General features: G+C 45.8%; 15 protein-coding genes. 8 read left to right on the top strand and 7 right to left on the bottom strand.

The window, feature by feature from the left end:
• The first annotated feature begins 123 nt into the window (after positions 1-123).
• The gene (locus tag Q5691_RS17865; protein WP_333212242.1) at positions 124-315 is read left to right on the top strand and encodes a hypothetical protein; all 192 of its coding nucleotides are present in this window, start codon (positions 124-126) and stop codon (positions 313-315) included.
• Between the two features lie 79 nt (positions 316-394).
• Here Q5691_RS17865 and Q5691_RS17860 read toward each other — a convergent pair whose 3' ends face one another.
• The 5 genes from Q5691_RS17860 to gatB all read right to left on the bottom strand — a co-directional run bounded on the left by Q5691_RS17860 (position 395) and on the right by gatB (position 6217).
• Positions 395-1627: a pentapeptide repeat-containing protein gene (locus tag Q5691_RS17860; protein ID WP_333212243.1), complete on the bottom strand. Its 1233-nt coding sequence runs from the start codon at positions 1625-1627 to the stop codon at positions 395-397.
• Positions 1628-1734: 107 nt separating this feature from the next.
• Entirely contained in the window at positions 1735-2373 is a 639-nt protein-coding gene (locus Q5691_RS17855; RefSeq protein ID WP_333212245.1) for a Uma2 family endonuclease, read from the bottom strand.
• A 184-nt stretch (positions 2374-2557) separates the two neighbouring features.
• Entirely contained in the window at positions 2558-3145 is a 588-nt protein-coding gene (locus tag Q5691_RS17850) for a Uma2 family endonuclease (protein ID WP_333212247.1), read from the bottom strand.
• A 39-nt stretch (positions 3146-3184) separates the two neighbouring features.
• Positions 3185-4351, bottom strand: coding sequence for a pentapeptide repeat-containing protein (locus Q5691_RS17845; RefSeq protein WP_333212249.1), 1167 nt, complete (start codon positions 4349-4351; stop codon positions 3185-3187).
• Positions 4352-4714: 363 nt separating this feature from the next.
• Positions 4715-6217 carry an Asp-tRNA(Asn)/Glu-tRNA(Gln) amidotransferase subunit GatB gene (gene gatB / locus Q5691_RS17840; RefSeq protein ID WP_333212251.1) on the bottom strand — a complete coding sequence of 501 codons (1503 nt, stop codon included), beginning with the start codon at positions 6215-6217 and terminating at the stop codon, positions 4715-4717.
• 542 nt (positions 6218-6759) lie between these two features.
• Between gatB and Q5691_RS17835 the strand changes: the two genes are divergently transcribed.
• From Q5691_RS17835 to Q5691_RS17825, 3 genes are all read left to right on the top strand, one after another.
• Positions 6760-10035, top strand: a complete 3276-nt coding sequence (locus Q5691_RS17835; protein ID WP_333345998.1) for a PAS domain S-box protein — start codon at positions 6760-6762, stop codon at positions 10033-10035.
• A 361-nt stretch (positions 10036-10396) separates the two neighbouring features.
• Positions 10397-13606: an EAL domain-containing protein gene (locus tag Q5691_RS17830; protein WP_333345994.1), complete on the top strand. Its 3210-nt coding sequence runs from the start codon at positions 10397-10399 to the stop codon at positions 13604-13606.
• Positions 13607-14153: 547 nt separating this feature from the next.
• The gene (locus Q5691_RS17825) at positions 14154-15743 is read left to right on the top strand and encodes a glycoside hydrolase family 57 protein (protein ID WP_333212257.1); all 1590 of its coding nucleotides are present in this window, start codon (positions 14154-14156) and stop codon (positions 15741-15743) included.
• Between the two features lie 865 nt (positions 15744-16608).
• On the opposite strand, the gene Q5691_RS17820 is transcribed toward Q5691_RS17825, so the two are convergent.
• On the bottom strand, positions 16609-17682 hold the full coding sequence (locus Q5691_RS17820) for a radical SAM protein (RefSeq protein WP_333345991.1): 1074 nt from the start codon (positions 17680-17682) through the stop codon (positions 16609-16611).
• A 459-nt stretch (positions 17683-18141) separates the two neighbouring features.
• Here Q5691_RS17820 and Q5691_RS17815 point away from each other — a divergent pair, with 459 nt between their 5' ends.
• The 3 genes from Q5691_RS17815 to Q5691_RS17805 all read left to right on the top strand — a co-directional run bounded on the left by Q5691_RS17815 (position 18142) and on the right by Q5691_RS17805 (position 20828).
• Positions 18142-18924, top strand: a complete 783-nt coding sequence (locus Q5691_RS17815; protein ID WP_333212291.1) for an ABC transporter permease — start codon at positions 18142-18144, stop codon at positions 18922-18924.
• 222 nt (positions 18925-19146) lie between these two features.
• Positions 19147-20010, top strand: coding sequence for an aldo/keto reductase (locus Q5691_RS17810; protein ID WP_333212270.1), 864 nt, complete (start codon positions 19147-19149; stop codon positions 20008-20010).
• Between the two features lie 140 nt (positions 20011-20150).
• Positions 20151-20828 carry a GIY-YIG nuclease family protein gene (locus tag Q5691_RS17805; protein WP_333212272.1) on the top strand — a complete coding sequence of 226 codons (678 nt, stop codon included), beginning with the start codon at positions 20151-20153 and terminating at the stop codon, positions 20826-20828.
• Between the two features lie 145 nt (positions 20829-20973).
• On the opposite strand, the gene Q5691_RS17800 is transcribed toward Q5691_RS17805, so the two are convergent.
• The gene (locus Q5691_RS17800) at positions 20974-21822 is read right to left on the bottom strand and encodes a DUF3598 family protein (protein ID WP_333345988.1); all 849 of its coding nucleotides are present in this window, start codon (positions 21820-21822) and stop codon (positions 20974-20976) included.
• 18 nt (positions 21823-21840) lie between these two features.
• Between Q5691_RS17800 and Q5691_RS17795 the strand changes: the two genes are divergently transcribed.
• Positions 21841-22650, top strand: coding sequence for an SAM-dependent chlorinase/fluorinase (locus tag Q5691_RS17795; RefSeq protein WP_333345985.1), 810 nt, complete (start codon positions 21841-21843; stop codon positions 22648-22650).
• Positions 22651-22868 lie beyond the last annotated feature (218 nt).

Genomic DNA, 22868 nt, shown 5'->3' with positions numbered 1-22868 from the left:
GTATGGCAGATGCAGGATTCTTAAGACTTTACCTCTACATTGATAGAGTTGCTGCTTCTACGCAGCTTACAGCACTTGGCAACAAGAGACAAATACACTTTCATCTATAAAAAAGAGGTTTTTATGACAAGCTGTCCTTGCTGCACGAATCAAATGCTGCGTCACGTTCGCCAAAGTCAAGTATACTGGTTGTGCCGTCAGTGTTGGCAAGAAATGCCTGTTTACCCTCTTAACAGCTACGGTTCATCGCTCTCTATAAATTTAGTTAGAGAGTTAAGGATTAAGAAGCAACTTTCTTCAGAGGCGATAGTTTAAAGGTTAAATTCCCTCGCACAGGCGGGACGCCCGTGCCACGATGGAGGCGGATGGATAAAAGGGATCTCGCACTTACCCACTAAACCTCTTCAAAAATTGCGCCTCGCTGCTGTAGATTCACCTGCATCTCCTCATCGATTCCTGAATTATTCCCGAATCTGGCTGACTCGACATTTGCACCACTGAAATTAGTATTTGTTAAGTTCACTTCCAGCAGATTTGCGCCGCTCAAATTGGCACCGCTGAGGTTAGCTAAAGCTAGACTTGCTTTGTGCAAATCTGCGCCGCTTAAATCAGCATTTCCTAAGAAAGCGCCACTCAAATCTGCACCGCCGAATTTGGCATTTTGTAGGTTGGCGTCGCTGAAATCGGCATCGTTTAAGGTTGCGCCCCGGAAATTTGCCCGATCGAGATTGGCGCTGCTAAAATCCACTGCACTTAAAGTTGTTCCGCGCAAGCTGCTACCCGCGAAATCCAGTGCTGGATTGAGATTAGCGATTTTTGCCAACTCTACAAAGTTGTCGGTTTCAGCGGAAATAATGCGATCGACCATTTCCTGCAATTCCGATTCAGCTTCCGGGACACTTTCCTCTTCAGGCTGTTCAATCGGAGGCAAATTGTAGGATAATAGCGCCCAACTGAGAGCAGGTTTGAGTTTATTGGCTTGCAGGTATGCAGTCAGAATTCTTTCTAAAACAGAATGTTGATTGGGCGTGATTTCGTGCGGCCACAAACCCTCAGCATCTGTGAGATAAATATCTTCTTTAGTCACTTCAAAAGCCGCCGCCATCCGAAATTCTTTGGCAGTAATTTCTCCCAGCTTAGCACTTTTTAGCAAACCTTTTAATACTGATTTGCCTTGTTCTACTGCAAAAATCCAAGCTGGCTTTGTATCATCGCTGATTGTGGAAACGTGACAAAATATGCTCTCTGTCTCCTTAATTTTTTCCAAATTCTCGCCACCCTGAACTCCCCGCTGACTTTCGCTTACTAAAATTTCTGCACTGCTTTGAATGGGCAGGGTTTCTCCTATTGGCAAAAGCTTGAAAGCACCGACTAACTGACGTGATGCTACGGGTATTTCGCAGTTTTCTAGATAGAGTTTGAGCGTCCCGCCTTGCAGACCAAATTTGACGCGACCACCTAGCAGGGGTTCCCAATGCTCGTTAAAATTCAGGCTCAAGTGAATGTCGAGCTGCTGGGTTTGGGGTGCAACCGATGGAACGGGAATTGCTTCTAATTGCATCCACAAGCAATCTGGGTATTTGTTGTGAGACTCTAGCGATCGCATATCGGGTAGAATTGCTGGCACTACCAGCCTGTAATTGATATTTAAATTAGTTTATCATCTCTATTTGATCACAACACAACTTTTTTTTGTGGTTAAAATTGTAAATTTTGTTTAATTTTCTCCGCCCTTTATTGGTTTTGCTGAATGTGGCTTTTTACCCAATTCCGAAATGCTTTCACTAATTCCAAATAGTCCATTGTTTCTGCTTGTTCCAAAAATCTGACAATCTCTAATATCGGTAAGCTAGGAAATGCTAAACTGATCTCGCACTCAACGTATTCTCCATTTTCCAATCTGTTGATTCTGAATCGCACTCCATTATAAATCCAAACTTCCGGCACTCCCAGATCCGCATAAATCTGCAAACTATTTTCGGAACGACTGGTAATATCAATTTCTACCACTAAATCCGGTGGCGGATCTTGATTCATGTCGATTCTTTTTTTACCTTTAACTGCACTAACATTTTGGATGTAAAAACATTCATCAGGTTCTACACCGCTAAGTTCAGGACGCTTGAAAGTTGTGGAACCCCGGGGGGCAATGTTGAGTTCCAATTCTTCTGCTAGGGTTTCAACAAATCGACCCATTACTTTTTTGTAAAGTTCGTGTTCTGGAGAAGGTACCATAATTTCCAGATTGCCGCGATTATATGTCAGTCGAATTTGCCGATCGCCGATTTCGGCAAGCAAATTTTCGTAGGTTTGCCAACTGATACCCGATAGCTGGACAATTTGTTCGGGTGGGGCGAGAGTTTTAGCAGTCATCTGATTTTAGATTTTAGATTTTAGATTTCTCCCGCGAATAAATCGGGGGTCAGAAACCAAATTGTTTTGGATGATAGTGCTAGTTTTATGCTTCATTCCTTTGCACTTTTACATTATATCATCGAAAAAAGCTCGATCGCTCTTTAATTACTGAGTTAAAATATCTGCTATCGAGCCAGATTTTTTACTCACCACTCTGCGCGGGAAATACCGAAGACAAATCTAGAGACAACTCGGTCAAACCCGGAATTACCACCGTCTGATTTGGCAGAACAACTCGTTGCAATTGATAACTATAACTCCCGTTTTGTTTCTGATAAGGTTCGCTGTGCATTTCCAGTTGAGTATCTACCAAATTAAATATCCAATAATCAGAAATTCCCGATTCAGCATAGAGAGATAACTTGGTTATCCTGTCGTATTTCAAAGTAGAATCGGAAACCTCAATTACTAGCAAAATATCAGGAGGCTCCGGGTGAGAAGATAAATAATTATCAGAACGATTGCGAGCAATAACAACATCAGGCTCTGGTTCGCTATCAGCCGACAAAATAATCGGCTCTTGACCGCGCACGATCGCTCGTTCTTCCAGCAGTGGGTACAATTTTTTAAGCAATAGCGAATTACAAACAGAGTGAAACGTACCTTTAGCAGCCATGATAATAATTTCTCCGCGAATCAATTCAACTCGGTCATCGGGGGCGAAAAATCCGAGTTCTCCCAAACGGTGATATTCGGCGATCGAGAATCGTTTTACAGTTACGGCAGTCATAGCTTTTCTTACCCTCTACAATTACCAACATTTCCCATTCTACTCAAAAATCCCGCCCCGTGCCCTTAATTCAACCTTCAGGGCTTCCGAAATTCCCACACAACCAAAAAACTTCGCATTTTCCACCACCGTATTTTTCAAATCAGCGCGGCTCAAATCAGTACCTTTTAAATTCGCACCACTCAAATTAACACCGCTTAAATCAGCATTTTTGAAATCAGTATTTGTCAAATTTGCATTTACTAAAATCGCATTCGGTAAATAAGCACTGCTCAAATTTGCGCCGGTTAAATTTGCACCGCTCAAATTCGCACGGGGCAGCTTTGTCCGCATATCAGCACCGCTCAAATTGGCGCTGCTGAGTTCAGCATCCCGCAAATTAGCATTGCACAAATTAGCATCAATTAAAATAGCAGCGCTCAGCAAAGCACCGCTGAGATCGGCCAAAGTCAAATCGGCTCCCCGGAGGTTGGTTTCGCGCAAATCCGCACCGTTAAAATCAGCGTAGTGCAAGTCAAAACCGCTTAAATTAGCTCCAGCAAAATCCTCAATCGGATTTAAACCCACTGTTTCTGCAAGTTGTACAAAACTCTTATTTTTATCAATTAAAAACAGTTCCCGGACGATCGCCAATTGCTGCTGTCGGTACTCGTCGGCCTTGTCGTAATCTGCTAAATACTTGTAACCGAGCTTCAAATACTTGAGAGCATTACGCTCAATGCGATCGTCCTTGCTGGTGCGCGCGAGCGACAACTGCTCGTGATAACATTCGATCGCACCAGGCAAATCTCCATTAGCATCGTAAGCTAGCGCCAAATTGCCCAAAGTTTCCAACTCAGAGCGCCCGTCGCCAGTGTCCCGCGCGATCGCCAAACGCTGCTGCTGGTAATCAATAGCACCAGAAAAATCCTCAAGAGCACAGCAAGCATTGCCCAAATTTCCCAAAGCATTCGCCTCGCCCCGGCGATCCCCAATTTCCCGCGCTAACAGCAAATGCTGCTGGTAGCAGTCGATCGCCTGAGCATAATTTCCCAGCGCTTCGTAAGCTACGCCCATATTACCCAGCGCGGCACCCGATCGCCGCTTATCGTCCATTGAGCGATACAGCGCCAGCGCTTCCTGCCAAGAACCCAGCGCCGCCTCAAATTGGCGTGCCTGATATTGCGAAATCCCCTGCTTGATTAGCTCGCTAGCTTGTTCGCTCATAATGTCAAAATTAGTTAATAACTAAAGTTGATATTAATCGACTCAAAGCGGTAATTGCTAATCGGTAATCAGTAATCGGGAATCGGTATGGCCAACCCCCCTCTCCCCGATCCGTATTTTCACGTCCGTGCAAAAAAAAAGACCAAAAAAAGAGAGAGCTACCTAAGTAACTCTCTCTGCCATCAGGGTGCATCTACATAACACAATATAACATGATAGGGATGAGGGGTGTCACCCCCAAACGTGAAGATGTTGTAAAGAAATGTAGATTAATTATAAAGTTACGATCCCCCCAGAAGGGCGAGATCGGGAAAAACCGATCGCCCGCTGCTGTATCCGCTACACGACCCCCTTAACGACTGCTTAGCCTGGGGCGTTAAGCTTGGCCGTCAGCAGCTCATTCGTCAGTTTGGGATCGGCGCGGCCGCCCGTTTCCTTCATCACCTTGCCGACAAAAAAGCCCAGCAGCTTAGTTTTACCGGCTCGGTACTGTTCCAGCTCCTTGGGATTGGCTGCCAACACGGCATCGATCGCTTGCTCGATCGCCCCCGTATCCGAAATTTGAATCAAACCCTTGCTTTCAACAAACTTCTGAGGCGAACCACCGTTTGCCAGCAATTCCGGCAAAATATCCTTAGCGATTTTGCCACTGATCGTACCGGCATCAATTAACCCCAGCAGTTCGGCTAAATCCTGCGGTTGGAAAGGAATTTCTCCGATCGCCAGCTTTTCATTTTTCAGATAAGCAGTAATATCGCCCATCACCCAATTGGCAGCTTGTTTAGCCACAGCGCCGGCGGCGATCGATTTTTCAAAATACTCCGCCACCGCTTTGTCGTCAGTCAGCACCCGCGCGTCGTAGGGAGAAAGACCGAGCTCAGTTTCGTAGCGATTGCGCTTTTGGGCCGGCAATTCTGGCAGTTGAGCTTGCCAATCCTGCAATTGCTCGGCCGAAACTTTGATCGGAGGCAAATCCGGTTCCGGGAAATACCGATAATCGCTCGCACCTTCCTTAACCCGCATACTGAAAGTACACTGCTTGTTTTCATCCCAAAGCCGGGTCTCTTGAATGATGGTTTCGCCATTTTCCACAGCTTGAATTTGCCGCTCGATCTCATAATCGATCGCCCGTTCGATCGCATTAAAAGAGTTCATATTTTTAATTTCCACCTTCGTGCCGAACTCTTTTCTGCCCACGGGGCGCACCGAAATATTCACGTCGCACCGGAGCGAACCTTCCTGCATATTCCCGTCGCCAACACCGATGTAGCGCACGATCCGGCGCAATTCTTGACCGTATTCGGCAGCTTCCGCGCCCGATCGCAAATCCGGTTCCGAAACAATTTCGATTAGAGGCACACCGGCGCGGTTGTAATCCACCATTGAATAAGTAGAACCGCTGAGCCGATCGCTGCCGCCGTGAACCAATTTTCCGGCATCTTCCTCCATGTGCAAGCGAGTGATCCCGATTTTTTTTCTAGTAGAATTTCCCGTCTCATCCACGAGTTCAATTTCTAGCCAGCCGTTAGTAGCGATCGGCAAATCGAACTGAGAAATTTGATAATTTTTCGGCAAATCGGGATAGAAATATTGCTTGCGGTCAAACTTACTGTAAGGTGCGATTTCGCAGTTGAGAGCCAGCCCTGCTTTCACCGCATACTCCAGCACTTTTTGATTTAATACGGGCAAAACTCCCGGCATTCCCATACAAATTGGGTCAATGTTAGTATTTGGGGCATTGCCAAATTCTGTAGAAGAACTGGAGAAAATTTTAGTATTGGTACTTAATTGACAATGAGTTTCGAGGCCGATAATGGCTTCGTACTGAGTTCGGTTTTTTATCGAAGAGGGTGCAGAAGCAGTCATAAGCAATTTAAAAGACTGAATAACTTTAGATTTTATTTTAGCTTTTTATTGACCAAAGTGATTGGAGAGTATTTGGAGGTAGGCGCGGTTTCATTGGTGTCAACAAGCGCGTCAAACCCTGAGTTCGGCAGGTTTAAACCCCTGACGTACTTGGGGAAAGCGTGTTTAGTTGAGACAAATGGATATCTGCATAGGCAACGCCCTGCTACAGATTCGCGATCGACCCACGCCCCCAGCCACGCCGCTCTCCTTTTGATCGCCCCCAAACAACAACTCTGTGCAAAAATATACTTAGCGCCTGCTCCTGCCCGCACCCTTCCCTTATCCAGGAGAGTTTTAGATCCATCCACCACAATTGCTGATCAATCTGCACCCCAAATCCTTTGACTGGCAGTATTTAATAACGCCCGCCGCTTCCAACGATCGGCTCCACGCACAGACTAAAAATTAAAAATGTATAATTTAACAGGAAATTACATATTTTTATTTTTTAAGCTTTAATTTTGAACTCTCAAAGTAACACTTGCCTAAGTGTCAAAACTATGCCTGAAATTCCAGTTGAAAGTGCCAAACTGTTTCAGAACAGCATCACTGAGCTAGAGCAGGCGGAATTAGCCCTCGAACTCGCTTGGAACGAACTCGAAAAACAAACAGCAGAAACCATTGCTCACCTTGCCAACGCCGGCTCAGCAAACACACAGGAAATTAGCGATCGCTTGACCGAGGCTAAGCAACTCCGCCAGCAACTTCAAACTCAAATAAAAAAAGCCAACTCGCGGCGGGAATTTCATCTAGAAAACTTACCAATGGCAGTTGTAGAGTGGGACAAAGAATTTCGGGTAGTGCGGTGGTCGCCAATGGCAGAACAAATATTTGGCTGGAGTGCAGCAGAAGTAATCGGCAAATACTGGCACGAATGGTCAATAGTTTATCAAGAAGACTTCGAGGAAGTGTGCGCCGCTACAAATGAACTGTTACACAGCAGAGAAACCCGCAACGTTTGCCGCAACCGCAACTATACCAAAGATGGCTCGATAATTTACTGCGAATGGTACAATTCTGCACTCATCGATGAATCGGGAACAGTAGTTTCAATTCTCTCATTTGCCAGAGACATAACCGAGTTCCAGCGCGCTCAAGAAGAACTGCATCGGCGCGAACAAGCTTTCAGCGCCATCGCCGAAAATGCGACCGATATTATCGCCCGGTTCGATCGCAAACTACGTCTCCTTTATATCAACCCAGCAGTAGAATCAACTCTTGGAAAAAATGCCGAAAATTTGATTGGCAAAACCAACCAAGAATCAGGAATACCACCGCACTTATGCAGCCTGTGGGATGAGGCTTTTATAAAAGTTTTTAGTAGCGGCAAACAAGAAACTATAGAATTTGAGTTTCCCACTTCCGAGGGCATAAAATATTACCACTGTCGAGTCATTCCCGAGTTTGCTGAAAGCAATTCAGTAGAAACAGTTTTATCCATCTCCCGTGACATTACAGAACTAAAACAAGTCGAAGATCAGTTGCGAAAAAGCGAATCCAAATTTAAAGCCATAGTTGATTCTAATATGATCGGCTTAATTTTTTGGGATCTTAACGGCCACATTATAGATGCCAACGCCGCTTTTTTAAACACGGTAAATTATACGCGGGACGAGCTGCTTGCCGGAAAAATTAACTGGCAAGAAATGACACCGCCAGAATACGTGCGTTTAGATACAGAAAAAGTTGCCGAACTGAAGGCTAGAAATACTGTTGTCCCCTTTGAAAAAGAATTTATACGCTCCGATGGTAGCCGCGTTCCGGTGCTGCTGGGCAGCACATTTTTAGAAGGAACGAAGCAGTTAGGCGTCAGTTTTGTGCTGGACTTAAGCGAGCGGAAGCAGGCAGAATCAGAACTGCAAAAGCATCAACAACTTTTAGAGAGTATCCTGACAACTATCCCTAACTTTCTTTACATTTACGATGCAGTAGAAAACAAAAATATTTATGCAAATGAATCGGTCACAGCGATGCTGGGATACACTCCCGAAGAATTGCAAGATTTGGGTACAGACGCTTTAGCTAGCTTAATTCATCCCGATGATATGTTAAAGCTAATTACAGGTATGGAGCGACTCAAATACAGCAGCAATCCCTATGAAACGGATGACAGAGACTACAGAATTAAACACAAAAATGGGGAATGGCGCTGGGTGCACGATCGCTCTACAATTTTCAAAAGAACGCCCGACGGACAAATGAGTCAAATTATCGGTTCCGTACTCGACATCAGCGATCGCAAACAAGCCGAAGAATCATTAAAACAGCAAAAAGAACTGCTGCAAACTATCTTCGACAACGTGCCGATCATGCTCGCTTTCTTAGATAAAAATGGTGAAATAAACTGGGTCAACAGCCACTGGGAACAAGTGCTAGGCTGGAGTTTGGCAGAAATCAAAAACCGTGATATCTTGGCAGAATTTTATCCGCAGCCAGAATACCGTCAATATGTTTGGGATGAAATCCAAGCAGCAAATCAGAAGTGGAGCGACTTCAAAACACAAGTTAGAGACGGGCGAATTATCGACACTTCTTGGGCAAATGTTCGTCTTTCAGACGGCAGTTGTATCGGAATTGGTCAAGATATCACCGAACGCAAACGAGTAGAGTTTAAACTCAAAGAACTCAACGAAACTTTAGAAGCTCAAGTCGCTCAGCGTACCGCAGAATTAGAGACGTTTTTTGATGCTTTGCCCGATCACATTTTTGTGGTAAATCGCGAGAATATGCGACTGTCTTTTGTCAATCAATCGGTTGCCCAAACTGCTGGATTAAATAGCAGGAAAGAGATGCAGGGCAAAACTATTTTTGAATGTTTTTCCCCAGGCAGATCCGCACAATTTTGTAGGGAAAATTCGCAGGTATTTGAAACAGGCGAAACTATGCACTTGCAGGATAAATTTGTGATGGCTGGCGAGACGACTTACTACGATACTTTTAAAATTCCCCTCAGAAATATAGAAGGCAAGGTTTATGCTTTAATTGGTACTTCTCGCGATATCACTGAGTTGGTAGAGACAAAACAAGCTTTGTCAGAACGCACAGAGCAATTAGAAGCTGCCAATCAAGAATTAGAATCTTTTTCTTACTCAGTTTCCCACGACTTGCGTGCACCTTTGCGACATATTTCAGGTTTTGTAGAAGCGTTGAAACAGCGGCTAGAGTTAACTGAGGCTTTGAGCGATCGCAAAATAGTTCACTATATGGAAGTAATTGAAGACAGCAGCCAAAAAATGAGCCTGTTGATTGACGGTTTGCTCGCCCTGTCGCGGGTGAGTCGCACCGAGTTGAGGCAAATTCCGATCGATCTGAGCCGTTTGGTACAAAATGCGATTAAATTGACTAAACCCCCAGCCGTCGCCGATCCGGCCCAAACTCCCCACAGCGTTGAATTTGCCGTCGGAGATTTGCCGACAGTAATGGGAGATCCAACCTTGTTGCAACAAGTGTTCAGCAACTTGATTAGCAACGCCGTCAAGTTCAGCCGCGGACGCACTCCGGCTACAATAGTTATTGAGGGTCTACCGGATGGGACGATTTTTGTCAAGGATAACGGGGTGGGTTTTCCGATGGAATACGCCGATCGCCTGTTTGGAGCCTTTCAGAGGCTGCACTCCCAGAGAGAATTTGAAGGTACGGGCATCGGTTTGGCGATCGTCCAGCGGATTATTCACCGCCACGGCGGCACGGTTTGGGCCGAAAGCCTACCTAGTCAAGGAGCCACGTTTTACTTTAAACTAGCGCAAACAATCTCAAACGGTAATATAGATTCATAAGTTAAGTGTATAAGAGTTTTAAATTCAAAATTTAAAACTCTTATACACTTAAATAAGTCACAATCGGTGAGAGCATCCGAATTGTGGTGTGACAGAAGTGTTCACTGTCAGGAATGAAAGCGAAAGAGCTAGGCTTAGCGGTGCAAGATGCTCGTACTCCTAAAAAACGCTCTTTGAAAAATTGGGATGATCCCCAATGGGTTCGGTCAGCCCTCGACTACCGATGCTAAATAAAGGTCTTGCGAGTAGAGTATATAATTGATTTTGCTAAAAATATCGAGATAAAATTAATAACCAAACTCAGTCTAAAAAATTACTAGCAAAAACACGAATAACCAATTGAAAACCTCCCGAATACCTTATGTTAGATATAAATCAGACCAACTATCTACTAAAAATGGTAGCGGAATCAACATTAAAATTGTTGATTATCGAAGACATGGCAGAAGATATGGAATTAATAGTGCTCGCCTTAGAATCGGGGGGGGTAAATTTTAAGTGCGACATGGCAGAAACAGCAACAGAGTGCAGAAAACTGCTGGAGAATTGCAAGTACGATGCTGTACTCTCAGATTACCGCCTCCCAGGCTTCAACGGTTTAGAAGTGTTGAAATTAATGCAGGAATTAGGGCAAGACATACCCTTGATTTTAGTAACGGGAAGTTTGGGAGAAGAAGCGGCAGTTGAGTGCCTCAAAGCCGGAATGACAGATTACGTATTAAAAGGGCGGCTGTTTAGGTTGCCAACAGTCTTAGAACGATCGCTCCAAGAATACAAAATGCGGCGCCAGCAACAAGAAGCGATCGCCCAAATTCAGCGGCAAGCTCAGCGAGAAGCGATCGTCAACCGCATCCTCCAAGCCATGCGCTTCACCCTTGTACTCGACGAAGTGCTGCAAACCACAGCAGATCAACTGCACGAAGCTCTCGAAATCACCGCCTGCGCCATCTTGCAGCCAGATGCTGAAGGCGGAATCAGAGTTCGCTACATCAGCAAAGCATCCAACAGAGAACGGTTCGTCGGGCTAAATTGCAAAGTGGCTGAGCACTACCGATCCGATCTCGCGGCTGGGGAAACCCTGATCATCGACGAGTTATCGACACTGTGCCCGTCGCTGCAAGAATCCGCACAGTTGGTAGGGTTTCGCTCCGTCGCGATCGCCCCACTGCTCTACCAGGAGTCATTTTTGGGAGGAATTAGCCTCTATCAGTGCGATCGGGCGCGCTCTTGGACCGTCGAAGAACTCTCCCTACTCACAGCCATAGCCGATCAGTGCGCGATCGCGATCCACCAAGCCGAACTCTACCAACAAGCCCAAACCGAACTTGCAGAACGCAAGCGCGCCGAAGCAGCAGTCTGCGGCATCCAGCAGCAGCTAGCCACAATGGCAGCCAACATTCCCGGCTCAGTCTACCGCACCGTGCTGCATTCCGATGGCACAATCTCCATGCCCTACATCAGTCCGGGCGTGCGCGAAGTTACTGGGTTCGGGGCTGAAGAAGTGATTTTGCACCCGGAACTCTTGACCGAAATCATCCATCCAGAGGACAAAAGCTCGTCTGACAGCCTCGTAGCATCATCGAGAGCGAGTCTTTTGCCGTGCGATCGCCAGTACCGCATCGTTCTGAGATCTGGGGAGGTCAAGTGGGTTCAAGACAGCGCTAAATTTTCCAAAAACGAAAACGGCGACGTAATTATAGACGGAGTAGCCCTCGACATCAGCGATCGCAAACAAGCAGAATCAGCACTGCGCCAAAGCGAACAGCGATTTCGCTCGCTGATTGAAAATGCCACAGACATCACGATCATTCTCGACGCCGAAGGAATCTTCCGCTACATCAGCCCTTCCGTCAAGCGAATTTTAGGATACGCACCCCACCAGGCGATCGGCCGCAGCGCCTTAGAAATAGTTCACCCCGACGACAGCGCCACGATCACCGAAACCCTCCACAAAGCCATTGAAAACCCCAAAAGAAGCCAGTGCCCAGTTGAGTACCGAGTCCGCCACCGCAACGGTTCCTGGTGTTATGTAGAAGCTGTAGCCACCAACTTGCTGTACGATCCCGCAGTCAAGGGAATCGTGATTAACTGTCACGACATCACTCAGCGCAAACTCGCCGAAGAACAACTGCTGCACGATGCTTTTCACGACGCCCTCACCGGATTGCCCAACCGATCGCTATTTACCGATCGGCTCGAACACGCTCTGAGGATGGCAAAACGGCGCAAAGACTACTTGTTTGCCGTGCTGTTTCTCGATTTAGATAGATTTAAAGTAGTCAACGATTCCCTCGGCCACGCCATCGGCGATCAACTGCTAGTATCGATCGCGCGGCGTCTGGAAGCTTGTCTGAGGGTCGGAGATACAGTGGCTCGCCTTGGAGGAGACGAGTTTGTGCTGTTGTTAGAAGACATCGAGGGCATCAATGAAGCTACCACCATTGTCAACCGTCTGCAAAAGAAAATCACCTCCCCTATCCTTCTAGACGGACACGAAGTATTTATCACCGCCAGCATCGGCATAGCTTTGAGTTCTGGCGAATACGTGGAACCGACAACCCTGCTGCGCGACGCCGACACAGCAATGTACCGCGCCAAAGAACTCGGCCGATCCCGACACGAAGTTTTCAACAGTTCCATGCACGCCCACGCTTTGCGGCTATTGCAGCTAGAAAACGACCTGCGGCGGGCGATCGAATCAATTAGAGAACCGATCAGAGAAGAAGACTTTCCCTCCTCCCCCGAATCAGCCTTACCTCCCTTATCCCCAGCGCCCCAGTTTATTATTCACTACCAGCCGATCGTGTCGATCGCCAACAACACAATTACCAGTTTTGAGGCCCTAGTGCGCTGGCAGCATCCAGAACGTGGCTTAGTTTCCCCCGGTGAATTCATCACCATCGCCGAAGAAACCGGCTTGATCGTACCGCTGGGCCGCTGGGTACTCCGCACAGCTTGCCACCAAATCCGCCAGTGGCAGCAGCTATTTCCCAGCAATCCCCCCTTAAGCGTTAGCGTCAACATTTCTGTCAAACAGTTTTCTCAGCCCGATTTAATCGAATACATCGACCAAGTTCTCGCAGAAACTCACCTCGACGGCAGCAGTTTAAAACTAGAAATTACCGAAAGCGTACTCATAGAAAATTCCGAATCAGTAACAGCAATGCTGGTGCAGCTCAGAACCCGAAACATACACTTGTGTATTGACGACTTCGGCACCGGCTATTCCTCGCTCTCCTACCTGCACCGCTTCCCCACCAATACCTTAAAAATAGACCGCTCTTTTGTTAGCAGGATGGGAGGTGAGTTCGATTTCAGTAAAGGAGGCATTGATCCGACAGAAATTGTGCGGTCGATCGTTACTTTATCCCACAATTTAGGCATGGATGTAGTAGCCGAAGGAGTCGAAGAAGCCTCGCAACTATCTATACTAAAAGGGTTAAAATGTGAGTACGCCCAGGGATTCTTTTTCTCAAAGCCAGTAGACTCTCAAACAGCAGCAACCCTAATCCGACAGCAAGCAGAAAATCAGAATTTGCTGACATTTAGTTTGTTAGAGAAAGGCCATTAAAAAAACACGGCATTTTGTGAGTCCCGTTTCAGCATAAAATCTTAAAATATTTTAAAGCTGTGCCTAACTGGCGTCAGTTAATAACTACGGCATCCAAATCAATGTCAATGACCCCGGTCTCTAGATACGCTTCTTGCTTCGGGCCTAAGACTTAAACCATAGTTGACCAGAGGCGTACCTGCGTACTACGTTAACGGTAAGAGTTAAAGGCCTACCAGGGAATGCTCTCGCTAGTTCCTTGCCAAGCGAAATTTAGGATTAAACAGACTTATTGGGTTAAATCAGTTTCCTAGATATAGTATCGGCTCTTAACTCAGGCGCAAGCTAACATTACCCCTCTCATAGAGGCTCATAAAGGAGCGAACATTATGCGATCGCCGGTTGCGAGGTTGGATGTGGTAATTGTCCCACTGAAAGTACATTACAAAAGTACACTCCCATCTAGCAATCCCCGTGTAATGGAAAGATTCACGGCGGTTGAAACCGCCTAGCCGTTTCCCACGAGCGGTCTAAAGACACGCTCGTTTCCCACTTACCAAATTTTTTTATGACTATTGGCTACCTCGCACTCGTTCTCCACGCCCACTTGCCCTTTGTCCGCCACCCCGAAAGCGACTACGTTTTAGAAGAAGAATGGCTGTTTGAGGCGATCGCGGAAACCTACATTCCCCTGCTGCAAGTCTTTGAAGGGCTCAAGCGCGACGGCATCGACTTTAAAATTACCATGAGCATGACGCCGCCATTGGTTGCCATGCTGCGCGACCCCTTGCTGCAAGACCGCTTCGACGACCACTTAGCTAAACTCGAAGAATTAGCGGATCTCGAAATCGAGCACAATAGCGGAAATGGTCACCTCCGCTATTTGGCAGAACATTACGCCGCCCATTTCTCTCAAGTCCGCAACTTTTGGGAAAAGTACGATCGAGATTTAGTCAAAGCCTTCAAAGAACACCAAGATACCAACAACCTCGAAATCATCACCTGCGGCGCCACCCACGGCTACCTACCGCTGATGAAAATGTACCCCGAAGCAGTTTGGGCACAAATTCAAGTAGCTTGCGACAACTACGAAGCAAACTTCGGCCGCCGACCAAAAGGTATTTGGCTGCCCGAATGCGCCTACTATGAAGGCTTAGAACGGATGTTAGCCGACGCCGGCCTCCGCTACTTTCTTACAGACGGTCACGGCATCCTCTACGCCCGCCCGCGTCCCCGCTACGGCAGCTACGCCCCAATTTTCACCGAATGCGGAGTAGCAGCCTTCGGCCGGGATCACGAATCCTCGCAGCAGGTTTGGTCTTCCGAAGTCGGCTATCCCGGCGCCGCCGAATACCGCGAATTCTACAAAGATTTGGGCTGGGAAGCTGACTACGATTACATTAAGCCCTACATCATGCCCAACGGCCAGCGGAAAAATACCGGGATTAAATATCACAAAATCACCGGTCGCGGATTGGGTTTAGGCGATAAACAGTTGTACGATCCTTACTGGGCAAGGGAAAAAGCAGCGGAACACGCCAGCAACTTTGCTTTCAACCGCGAACGCCAAGTCGAACACCTCAACGGCATTATGCAGCGTCCGCCGATTATTGTTTCGCCTTACGACGCCGAACTTTTCGGTCACTGGTGGTACGAAGGGCCTTGGTTCTTAGATTACCTGTTCCGCAAGAGTTGGTACGACCAAAATACCTACGAGATGACGCACTTAGCCGATTATTTGCGGGGAAATCCGACTCAGCAAGTGTGCCGCCCGTCTCAGTCGAGTTGGGGTTTCCGGGGTTTCCACGAGTATTGGTTGAATGAGACGAATGCTTGGATTTACCCGCATTTGCACAAGGCTGCGGAACGGATGATTGAGTTGGGAAGTATGGAACCGGAAGATGAGTTGCAATATCGTGCTTTGAACCAGGCGGCGCGGGAAGTGCTGCTAGCTCAATCTTCTGACTGGGCATTTATCATGCGTACAGGGACGATGGTGCCCTATGCAGTGCGGCGGACTCGATCGCACTTAATGCGCTTTCATAAACTTTACGATGAAGTGAAAGAAGGGAAAGTTGATTCGGGTTGGTTGGAGAAGGTTGAGGAGATTGATAATATTTTCCCTGAAATTAACTATCGCGTTTATCGATCGCTTTAAGCAAACTGCGAGCAAATCCCGAGAGTTTAAAACCACTGGCGACACAAAAAAAGCCCGCGCAGGCGGGTTTTTTTTCATAAAGTTGTTCAAGACTTGGGCAGAACATCTATATTGCAGGTTTGCAGTGGGCGCCTTACCCCGATAAGTAGCGCGTCAAACCTATTCAGGACTTAGGCAACTGTCCCAAGTGAGCCTCGCACCATGCACCAAACAATTAGACAATAAACATATGAGCATTGGGACGTTTTAGTTGACAAATTAAATAACTTGACAGCATTACAGTGTTTAATTTGATAAATTGTTTGACCCGCTTGATCGGCTAAACTTGTTAGCGCAAAGCCTACACGAGTAAAGCGCAAGAAGCAACATGATTTCTTTGAATCCGAGCTTTACGACACTGCCAAGACTATATCCCTGCTAATTGCTTTATCTCTCTGAAATTAGTCGTTATTTCAACGAATGGCACACACTTTGTGTACATCACTTGTTGTAGATTGATTCTTGTCCGTAGTTGCGACATATCCATTTTTTTACAATTACGAGAAATAATTTAATTTATTGAATTGGGGAAAAGTTTTAATTTTAATAATAGTCCCTAATTTGAGTTAGTTTGAGAACCAACTTAAAGCTCCAACAGATTTATAATATTCTTGACATAAGGTATCGCCAACCAATCGGTTATTGTTTAAGGGGCAATAATATATTTGACCAAGACTGATACAAAACATTGTATTCGTCAACAAGAAACGGCATTGCCATGTTTTTTAGCAAAACCGGACGTGAATACAATTCATCAAACAAAAAACCGGGTTTCTGCTCAAACCCGGTCACTATGAATACAAGCAATATTAACACTGATCCAACCTCAATTTTTTAATAATTTTAACCCCATTTTTACCTTGTCCAAAATCGTCTTTTGTGAAACACAGGTAATCAGACAAAGCTTGCCGCAATTCAAAGTATCGCGGCGGACTTCCTGAGCTTTTTCGCCGTACCAAATTTCGCGGGCGCTGGCATTTTTTACATTACCAATTACCGGGAACTCATCACACAATTTCACATCGCCGCGCGTATCAATCCAGTAATTTCGCAGTCCAACGCGGCAAGGACGAGTTGAATCAGGAGCTTTTTCTTCGGCAAAGTGAGGAATCATCAATCGCAACACTTCATCGCTGTTCATAATCGGAGCACCGTTGTTCTTCATTTCAATTAGGCGCTCGATTACTTGTGCAAATTCCTCGATGTCTTCTTTTTCAATCCACAATTCCTCGTATGTTTCTGGCGTCCAGCGGTTGACTGGTTGGAAGTTCACCGTCGTCGCCCCAATGCCCTGAACCCAGGTGACTATTTCAGGGAGGTGGCGGAAATTGAGTCGGTTCATTGTCGGTTTGACGTTGATCGGAAACAGGACGTTCTGTTTTTCTTGTTCTTCGCGCAGATAACCGATTCCTTTAGAAAGCCGATCGAACAATCCCGGTTGACCCCGCAAATAATCGTGCAGTTCTGCATTCGGCCCGTCAACTGACATATTCACATTAAAAGGACGAGCAGCGACAGTTTTGGCTGCGTTTTCCCTGGTCATGCAATAGCCGTTGGTGGTGACGCCGGCGTGAATGCCATTTTTATTCGCAAAGGCAAGTAAGTCTAGAAAACCTTTTTTAATATAAGGTTCGCCGCCACTAAAGTTGATTGAAAATTCGCCCACAAATTCTTTGACGCTCAAGAGGGCATTTTGCCATTCTTCGATCGTCATTTCGTCTTTATATTCTTTGAGCCGCCAATACTCGCACTGCCGGCATTTTACATTGCAGCGCTCGTTGACAATCCCGTAAAAAGTGACTGGGCTTGTCACGTCGTATCCTGTATTGATCCGCAGCGATTCGGCCACTGCACTCTTGGTGTGCTTGACGCCCAGTCTCGATAATGTTAAAGCATCCATGTCTTTTTTTCCTTACGTGTTGTTACTTAAGTCAATTTCTCGCTCCCTCTTTTGTACGTATGATTACGTATTTTTGATTGCGTATTCCTTTTGAGTACGTATGCCCCATCCTAAGTGTTTAGTTTGGGTATGGCTAGATGTTTGTCAAATATTTATAATATTAAAACTTGTAACATATTAGTATTTCCAATTAATTAAGCAGATTTTTGTCTCCAAACATGAACGATGCTTAATAATTGCCAAAATATAGGGGTTTAAGATTGACTTAATTTAATAATTTTAGTTTTTGTTTAAATTGTGTTAAATAACTTAATATTAGTCCTCAGTAAAATTACTTACGCAAACAGTATCAATAATTTATTGTTATAGTGAAATGAGCAGCCATTACAGCAGTTAACTTCACACAAGCTTTACAATATGGAAATTTAAGTATTTACACGGCAAAAAATGGCGACAAACATGGGACGATATTTGCACGTACTGAAATTGTTCTGGGGTGCGGCGATCGCAGCCGAACTAGAATACCGAATCAACTTTGTCCTCGCGGCCATCAGCAGCCTCGGAAATCTTGCGGGCAGCTTGTTTGGGCTATTTTTGTTCTACCGTACCGGTTACACGTTTTCTGGGTGGAAATGGGAAGAAGCCTTAGTTGTACTCGGTATTTTCACCATTTTGCAGGGGTTTTCGTCAACGTTTCTCGCACCTAATCTCAGCCGTATTGTCGATCGAGTCCAGCAAGGTACTCTCGATTTCGTACTCCTCAAACCCATCAGTTCCCAATTCTGGCTATCTGCAAACACAGTTTCGCCTTGGGGAATCCCAGATTTAATCTTGGGAACAGTATTGCTGCTGTATGCTGCTAACAAATTGGGAGTAGCAATCGGCAACTATTTTTTAACAGCAATACCGCTGTTATTCGGAACTATTACTCTTTACAGTATATGGTTTATGTTAGGGGCAACCAGCATTTGGTTTGTCAAAATTTACAATGTTACCGAAGTTCTCGAAGGATTGTTAGAAGCGGGTAGATTTCCCATGGCAGCTTATCCTGCAGCTTATCGATTTTTCTTCACTTTCGTAGTTCCCGTTGCCTTCTTGACGACGGTGCCTGCAGAAGCCATGCTGGGGAGAGGTGAGATCGTTTGGATCGCAGGGGCGGGAATATTGGCGATCGGGCTGTTATTTTTCTCCCGCTACTTCTGGCAATTTGCCCTCCGCTTTTACACCAGCGCTTCCAGCTAGTTAAGTAGGTAGGTAAACTGCTGCACATCTAGATTGTTTATTAGGTTTGAGAGGGAGAGAATTTGACACGGGAATAGGAAAGTGAAATCTACATTTTCAAGGCAAAACAGCTTATCTAAAAAATATTTTACTCTATTTACTTAGATAGTTAAATAAATGTAATATTTCAACCTATCCTGGAAATGTAAACTGGAAATAAACCACGCAAACGCAGGCAAACCAATGAAAAGAAAAAAACTGGGTAACAGTAATTTTACTATCAGCGCGATCGGTCTTGGAGGTATGCCAATGTCCTTAAGCGGCCGGCCGCCAGAATCGCAATCAATTGCGGTAATTCACCGCGCCCTCGATTTGGGTGTCACCCTAATTGACACCGCAGATTCCTACTGCCAAGATCAATCCGACAAACACCACAACGAACACCTGATTGCCAAAGCTTTGGAACAGTATAGCGGAGATGTTAGGGCCGTTACAGTGGCCACTAAAGGTGGCTTAATGCGGCCTCAAGGTGCGTGGACGCGCAACGGCAATCCCCATCATTTACGCAAGACAATTCGGGAAAGTTTTGAAGCATTAGGCGGCAAGGAACCGATCGACCTTTGGCAATATCACTCGCCCGATCCCGCTTATACCATCGAAGCAGCCCTAGCACCCGCAAAAGAAGCCGTAGAAGCAGGAATGATTCGGTTTATTGGAGTTTCCAACTTTTCTGTAGAGCAGATCAAACGCGCCCGCGATACAGTAGAAATTGTCTCTGTTCAGAATCAATATAATCCGTGGCACAGACAGCCAGAATCAGACGGCGTACTGGAATATTGCGAAACCGAAAAACTGACATTTTTTCCTTGGAGTCCTTTAGGAGGAAGCCGTCGCGCCACAAGCTTGCAAGATATGCCCGCGATCGCCAAATTAGCTGCAGAAAAAAACGTTTCAGTTTATTGTATAGTATTAGCTTGGTTGATGGCTCAATCGCCCTGCGTCGTTCCGATTCCCGGTGCGACCAAAGTATCGAGTATTGAGGACTCTGTGCAGGCGCTCGAAGTTAAATTGACTGACGAGGAATTGCAACAAATTGCCGTAAGTTAAGTAGATAAGGGCAAAAAAACAATAGAACAGGCGAGATGCCTGTTCCACAAAGAGAACTTTATTGTGGGGTGGGCATCTTGCCCGCCCCTGAAAGCGGGATTTAATGAGTAAAGTTGACATTTTTTGAGGAATTGGGTTTTATGGAAGCTAATCAAGTGAATGCCGATCGAGACGTAGCAATTGAACATCAAAACGTACCTGTCGCCCATGAAGGACTGCACAACTTTTTATACAGTTCCGACTCAGAACACAGCGCAGCAGCGACTATTTCTGAATTAGAAAATGACGGCACGCAAGTAATGTCGATCGATACATGGCGCGATTTGGCAACTAACGCGAAAGTCGCCGGCGTTTACGCTGTAATGGACACTTCCCGCAACACTCAGTTTATAGGTTATTCGCGAAATATCCTGCTTTCGATCAACGGTCACATTGCCCAAAATGGCGTTGAAAATTGCGCTTTTCTGCGTGTGCAAACTTTCAAATTCCCAAAGCGGGAAGAAATGGAAAGTTTGCGGGATGCTTGGATAGCAGAAATTGGCAGCATTCCGCCTGGAAACGGTGCTGAAAGCGAAATGTGGGCGGCTACGGTAGGTCAAGCTGCGCGCGCTGCTATGTCTGCTGAGGAACAAAAAGCTTATGAAGAAAAAAAGCTAAAATTACGCAAAGCAATGGCAGATTCCACTCTTACCAAAGAGTTAGAAACAGCCGCCAAAAGTGATGGCGAACAGGCTAAGGATTTGGAAGCTGCTGTTAACAATGATGACTGGAGTGCGGTGATTCAATCCCAAACACAGGAAACAAAATCCGGTTCCTAAATTGGAAAAATGTTTGTAGTGCTGATATCTTGTACTATTGTTAGAACGGGCAAGATGCCCGTTCCACAATATATCAATTTTATGGTGGGGCGGGCATCTTGTCTGGGCAAAATACTCAATCTTAATCCTCAACAACTGCTCGGAATTAATGACTAACTTTTCGTTCAGTAACTAAAGTCAAACTTACCCATTCACCCCGATCGTTGTAACTGCGAATCATCCGAAACCGCAAGTCAGGTTCTACCAACCAACCAGCCTCGAAAAATATAGGTTTTCTGGATTCAATCTTGACAGGTAAAGTGCAAGAACCACCGTCAGGAAGCAGCACAACTTGCACGGGCATAGCACCTTTGTTAAAATTTAATACAGAACCGTCAATGCTGGCGCTAGAACTGATAACAGTAGCATTACTGCCAAAAGTAATTTTCTGCACTAGGCGATCGCTACTTTCCAAATGCAATTGTAAATTGGTAGAATAAAAGTCAGGAGAACGCGAATCTGGATACATTGTCACGGCCTCGCCCTGCCACTCTCCGAGCAAATCTTCAACAGTTAAAGGCGGACGTTCGGGGACATTTTTATCCGGCTGTTTTTCCCGAATTAAGGTAAGTTTGGATAAATTGCCGTCGGTATTGTAGATCATAGGGAAGCGCAACCGACGATAATTGTAGATAAAACCAAACTCGGCACCGCACTCAGAATAAGGCGCTAGTTGAATAGTACCCTGAGAAAAAGCTCCATTTTCAAAAAATAGGATATCTCGTCCCAAAGTTTGATATTCTCGAACAAGTTCGCTCACTTCCGGTTCGCCGACACCGCTAGGATTTGGGGAAAAACGACGGAGTTTCAATCGCACTGTTTTGTTGTCATTGAAACCTTCGAGAGAAATAATGCTAGGAGTATCTTGAAGTACCTCTCCTCGTGGCGATAACTGGGTAAAAGAACCGTGCCATTCTCCCAAGTTTTGCAGAAAGTTTTCCCATTGTGATACCATATTTTTACTTTTGGATATATGTCTAAAAATAGAATTATAACTCTGCTGACGGATTTTGGATTAAGCGATGTTTATGTGGGAGTGATGAAAGGTGCGATCGCCCAAATTAACCCGCAGTTAAAAGTCATTGACATTACGCACCAAATACCATCTCAAAATATTGCGGCCGCGAGGTTTTGTTTGATGACTGCTTTTGCTTATTTTCCGCCGGAAACCGTACACGTTGCTGTCGTCGATCCGGGGGTGGGAAGCAAGAGGCGCCCGGTGGCGATTAAATGTGCTAATTGCTTTCTTGTCGGGCCGGATAACGGGTTGTTTAGCGGGGTGTTGATTCGGGAAAGTGCGATCGCCTCTGTCGAACTCACGAATTCTCAATACTGGCGATCGCCTCAACCCAGCAGCACTTTCCACGGTCGCGATATTTTCGCTGCTGCGGGCGCTCACTTGGCGAATGGGGTGGCGTTGGAAGAGTTGGGGGAAAATCTCGACCCTGCAAGTTTAGTACAGTTAGAGATACCAAATTGTGCGGTTACAGCCACAGGTTTAGAAGGCAGCATCCAATATGTCGATCGCTTCGGCAATCTAATTACTAATATCCCCAATAATTGCATTCTAGGTAACAATTGGTCATTGACAATTAGCAAGAGTTCTGATGCACTTCGCATCCCCAGCGGTAAAACCTACAGCGAAAGCAAAACGGGCGATTTAATTGCCATAACTGGTTCTGACGGTTGGGTAGAAATTGCCGTTAATGGCGGCAGCGCTCAATCTGTATTAAAATTGGAATGCGGAGCGATCGTGCAATTGCTTTTTGAAACTAACAATTAAATTGGACTTACGCATGGGTGCTCAGGAACTGGGTTTTTTACGAAAATACTTTGTTAGAATCAGCAGATTCCCTAAAAAACCGGGTTTCTTTGGCGGAGTGCGTAAGTCATAGTCGGGAAATTTTTAGATTACTCTTTTTTGCTGTACTTTAGACTAAATAAAGATGAGAACGGTGGCTTTGAGAAGAACTAAAGCCACCGCGCCGGGAGAGAATAAGG

The organism is Microcoleus sp. w1-18aA5, assembly GCF_036701705.1.
Taxonomy (GTDB): Bacteria; Cyanobacteriota; Cyanobacteriia; order Cyanobacteriales; family Microcoleaceae; genus Microcoleus.
Note: the sequence above shows the minus strand (reverse complement) of the source record. Positions and strands in the feature narration are given on the sequence as shown.

Coding starts and splice junctions, on each gene's coding strand:
- Q5691_RS17805 (WP_333212272.1), top strand. CDS start 20,151: ATGGAAGCTAATCAAGTGAATGCCGATCGAGACGTAGCAATTGAACAT.
- Q5691_RS17795 (WP_333345985.1), top strand. CDS start 21,841: ATGTCTAAAAATAGAATTATAACTCTGCTGACGGATTTTGGATTAAGC.
- Q5691_RS17830 (WP_333345994.1), top strand. CDS start 10,397: ATGTTAGATATAAATCAGACCAACTATCTACTAAAAATGGTAGCGGAA.
- Q5691_RS17835 (WP_333345998.1), top strand. CDS start 6,760: ATGCCTGAAATTCCAGTTGAAAGTGCCAAACTGTTTCAGAACAGCATC.
- Q5691_RS17825 (WP_333212257.1), top strand. CDS start 14,154: ATGACTATTGGCTACCTCGCACTCGTTCTCCACGCCCACTTGCCCTTT.
- Q5691_RS17865 (WP_333212242.1), top strand. CDS start 124: ATGACAAGCTGTCCTTGCTGCACGAATCAAATGCTGCGTCACGTTCGC.
- Q5691_RS17855 (WP_333212245.1), bottom strand. CDS start 2,373: ATGACTGCTAAAACTCTCGCCCCACCCGAACAAATTGTCCAGCTATCG.
- Q5691_RS17815 (WP_333212291.1), top strand. CDS start 18,142: ATGGGACGATATTTGCACGTACTGAAATTGTTCTGGGGTGCGGCGATC.
- Q5691_RS17800 (WP_333345988.1), bottom strand. CDS start 21,822: ATGGTATCACAATGGGAAAACTTTCTGCAAAACTTGGGAGAATGGCAC.
- Q5691_RS17850 (WP_333212247.1), bottom strand. CDS start 3,145: ATGACTGCCGTAACTGTAAAACGATTCTCGATCGCCGAATATCACCGT.
- Q5691_RS17810 (WP_333212270.1), top strand. CDS start 19,147: ATGAAAAGAAAAAAACTGGGTAACAGTAATTTTACTATCAGCGCGATC.
- gatB (WP_333212251.1), bottom strand. CDS start 6,217: ATGACTGCTTCTGCACCCTCTTCGATAAAAAACCGAACTCAGTACGAA.
- Q5691_RS17845 (WP_333212249.1), bottom strand. CDS start 4,351: ATGAGCGAACAAGCTAGCGAGCTAATCAAGCAGGGGATTTCGCAATAT.
- Q5691_RS17820 (WP_333345991.1), bottom strand. CDS start 17,682: ATGGATGCTTTAACATTATCGAGACTGGGCGTCAAGCACACCAAGAGT.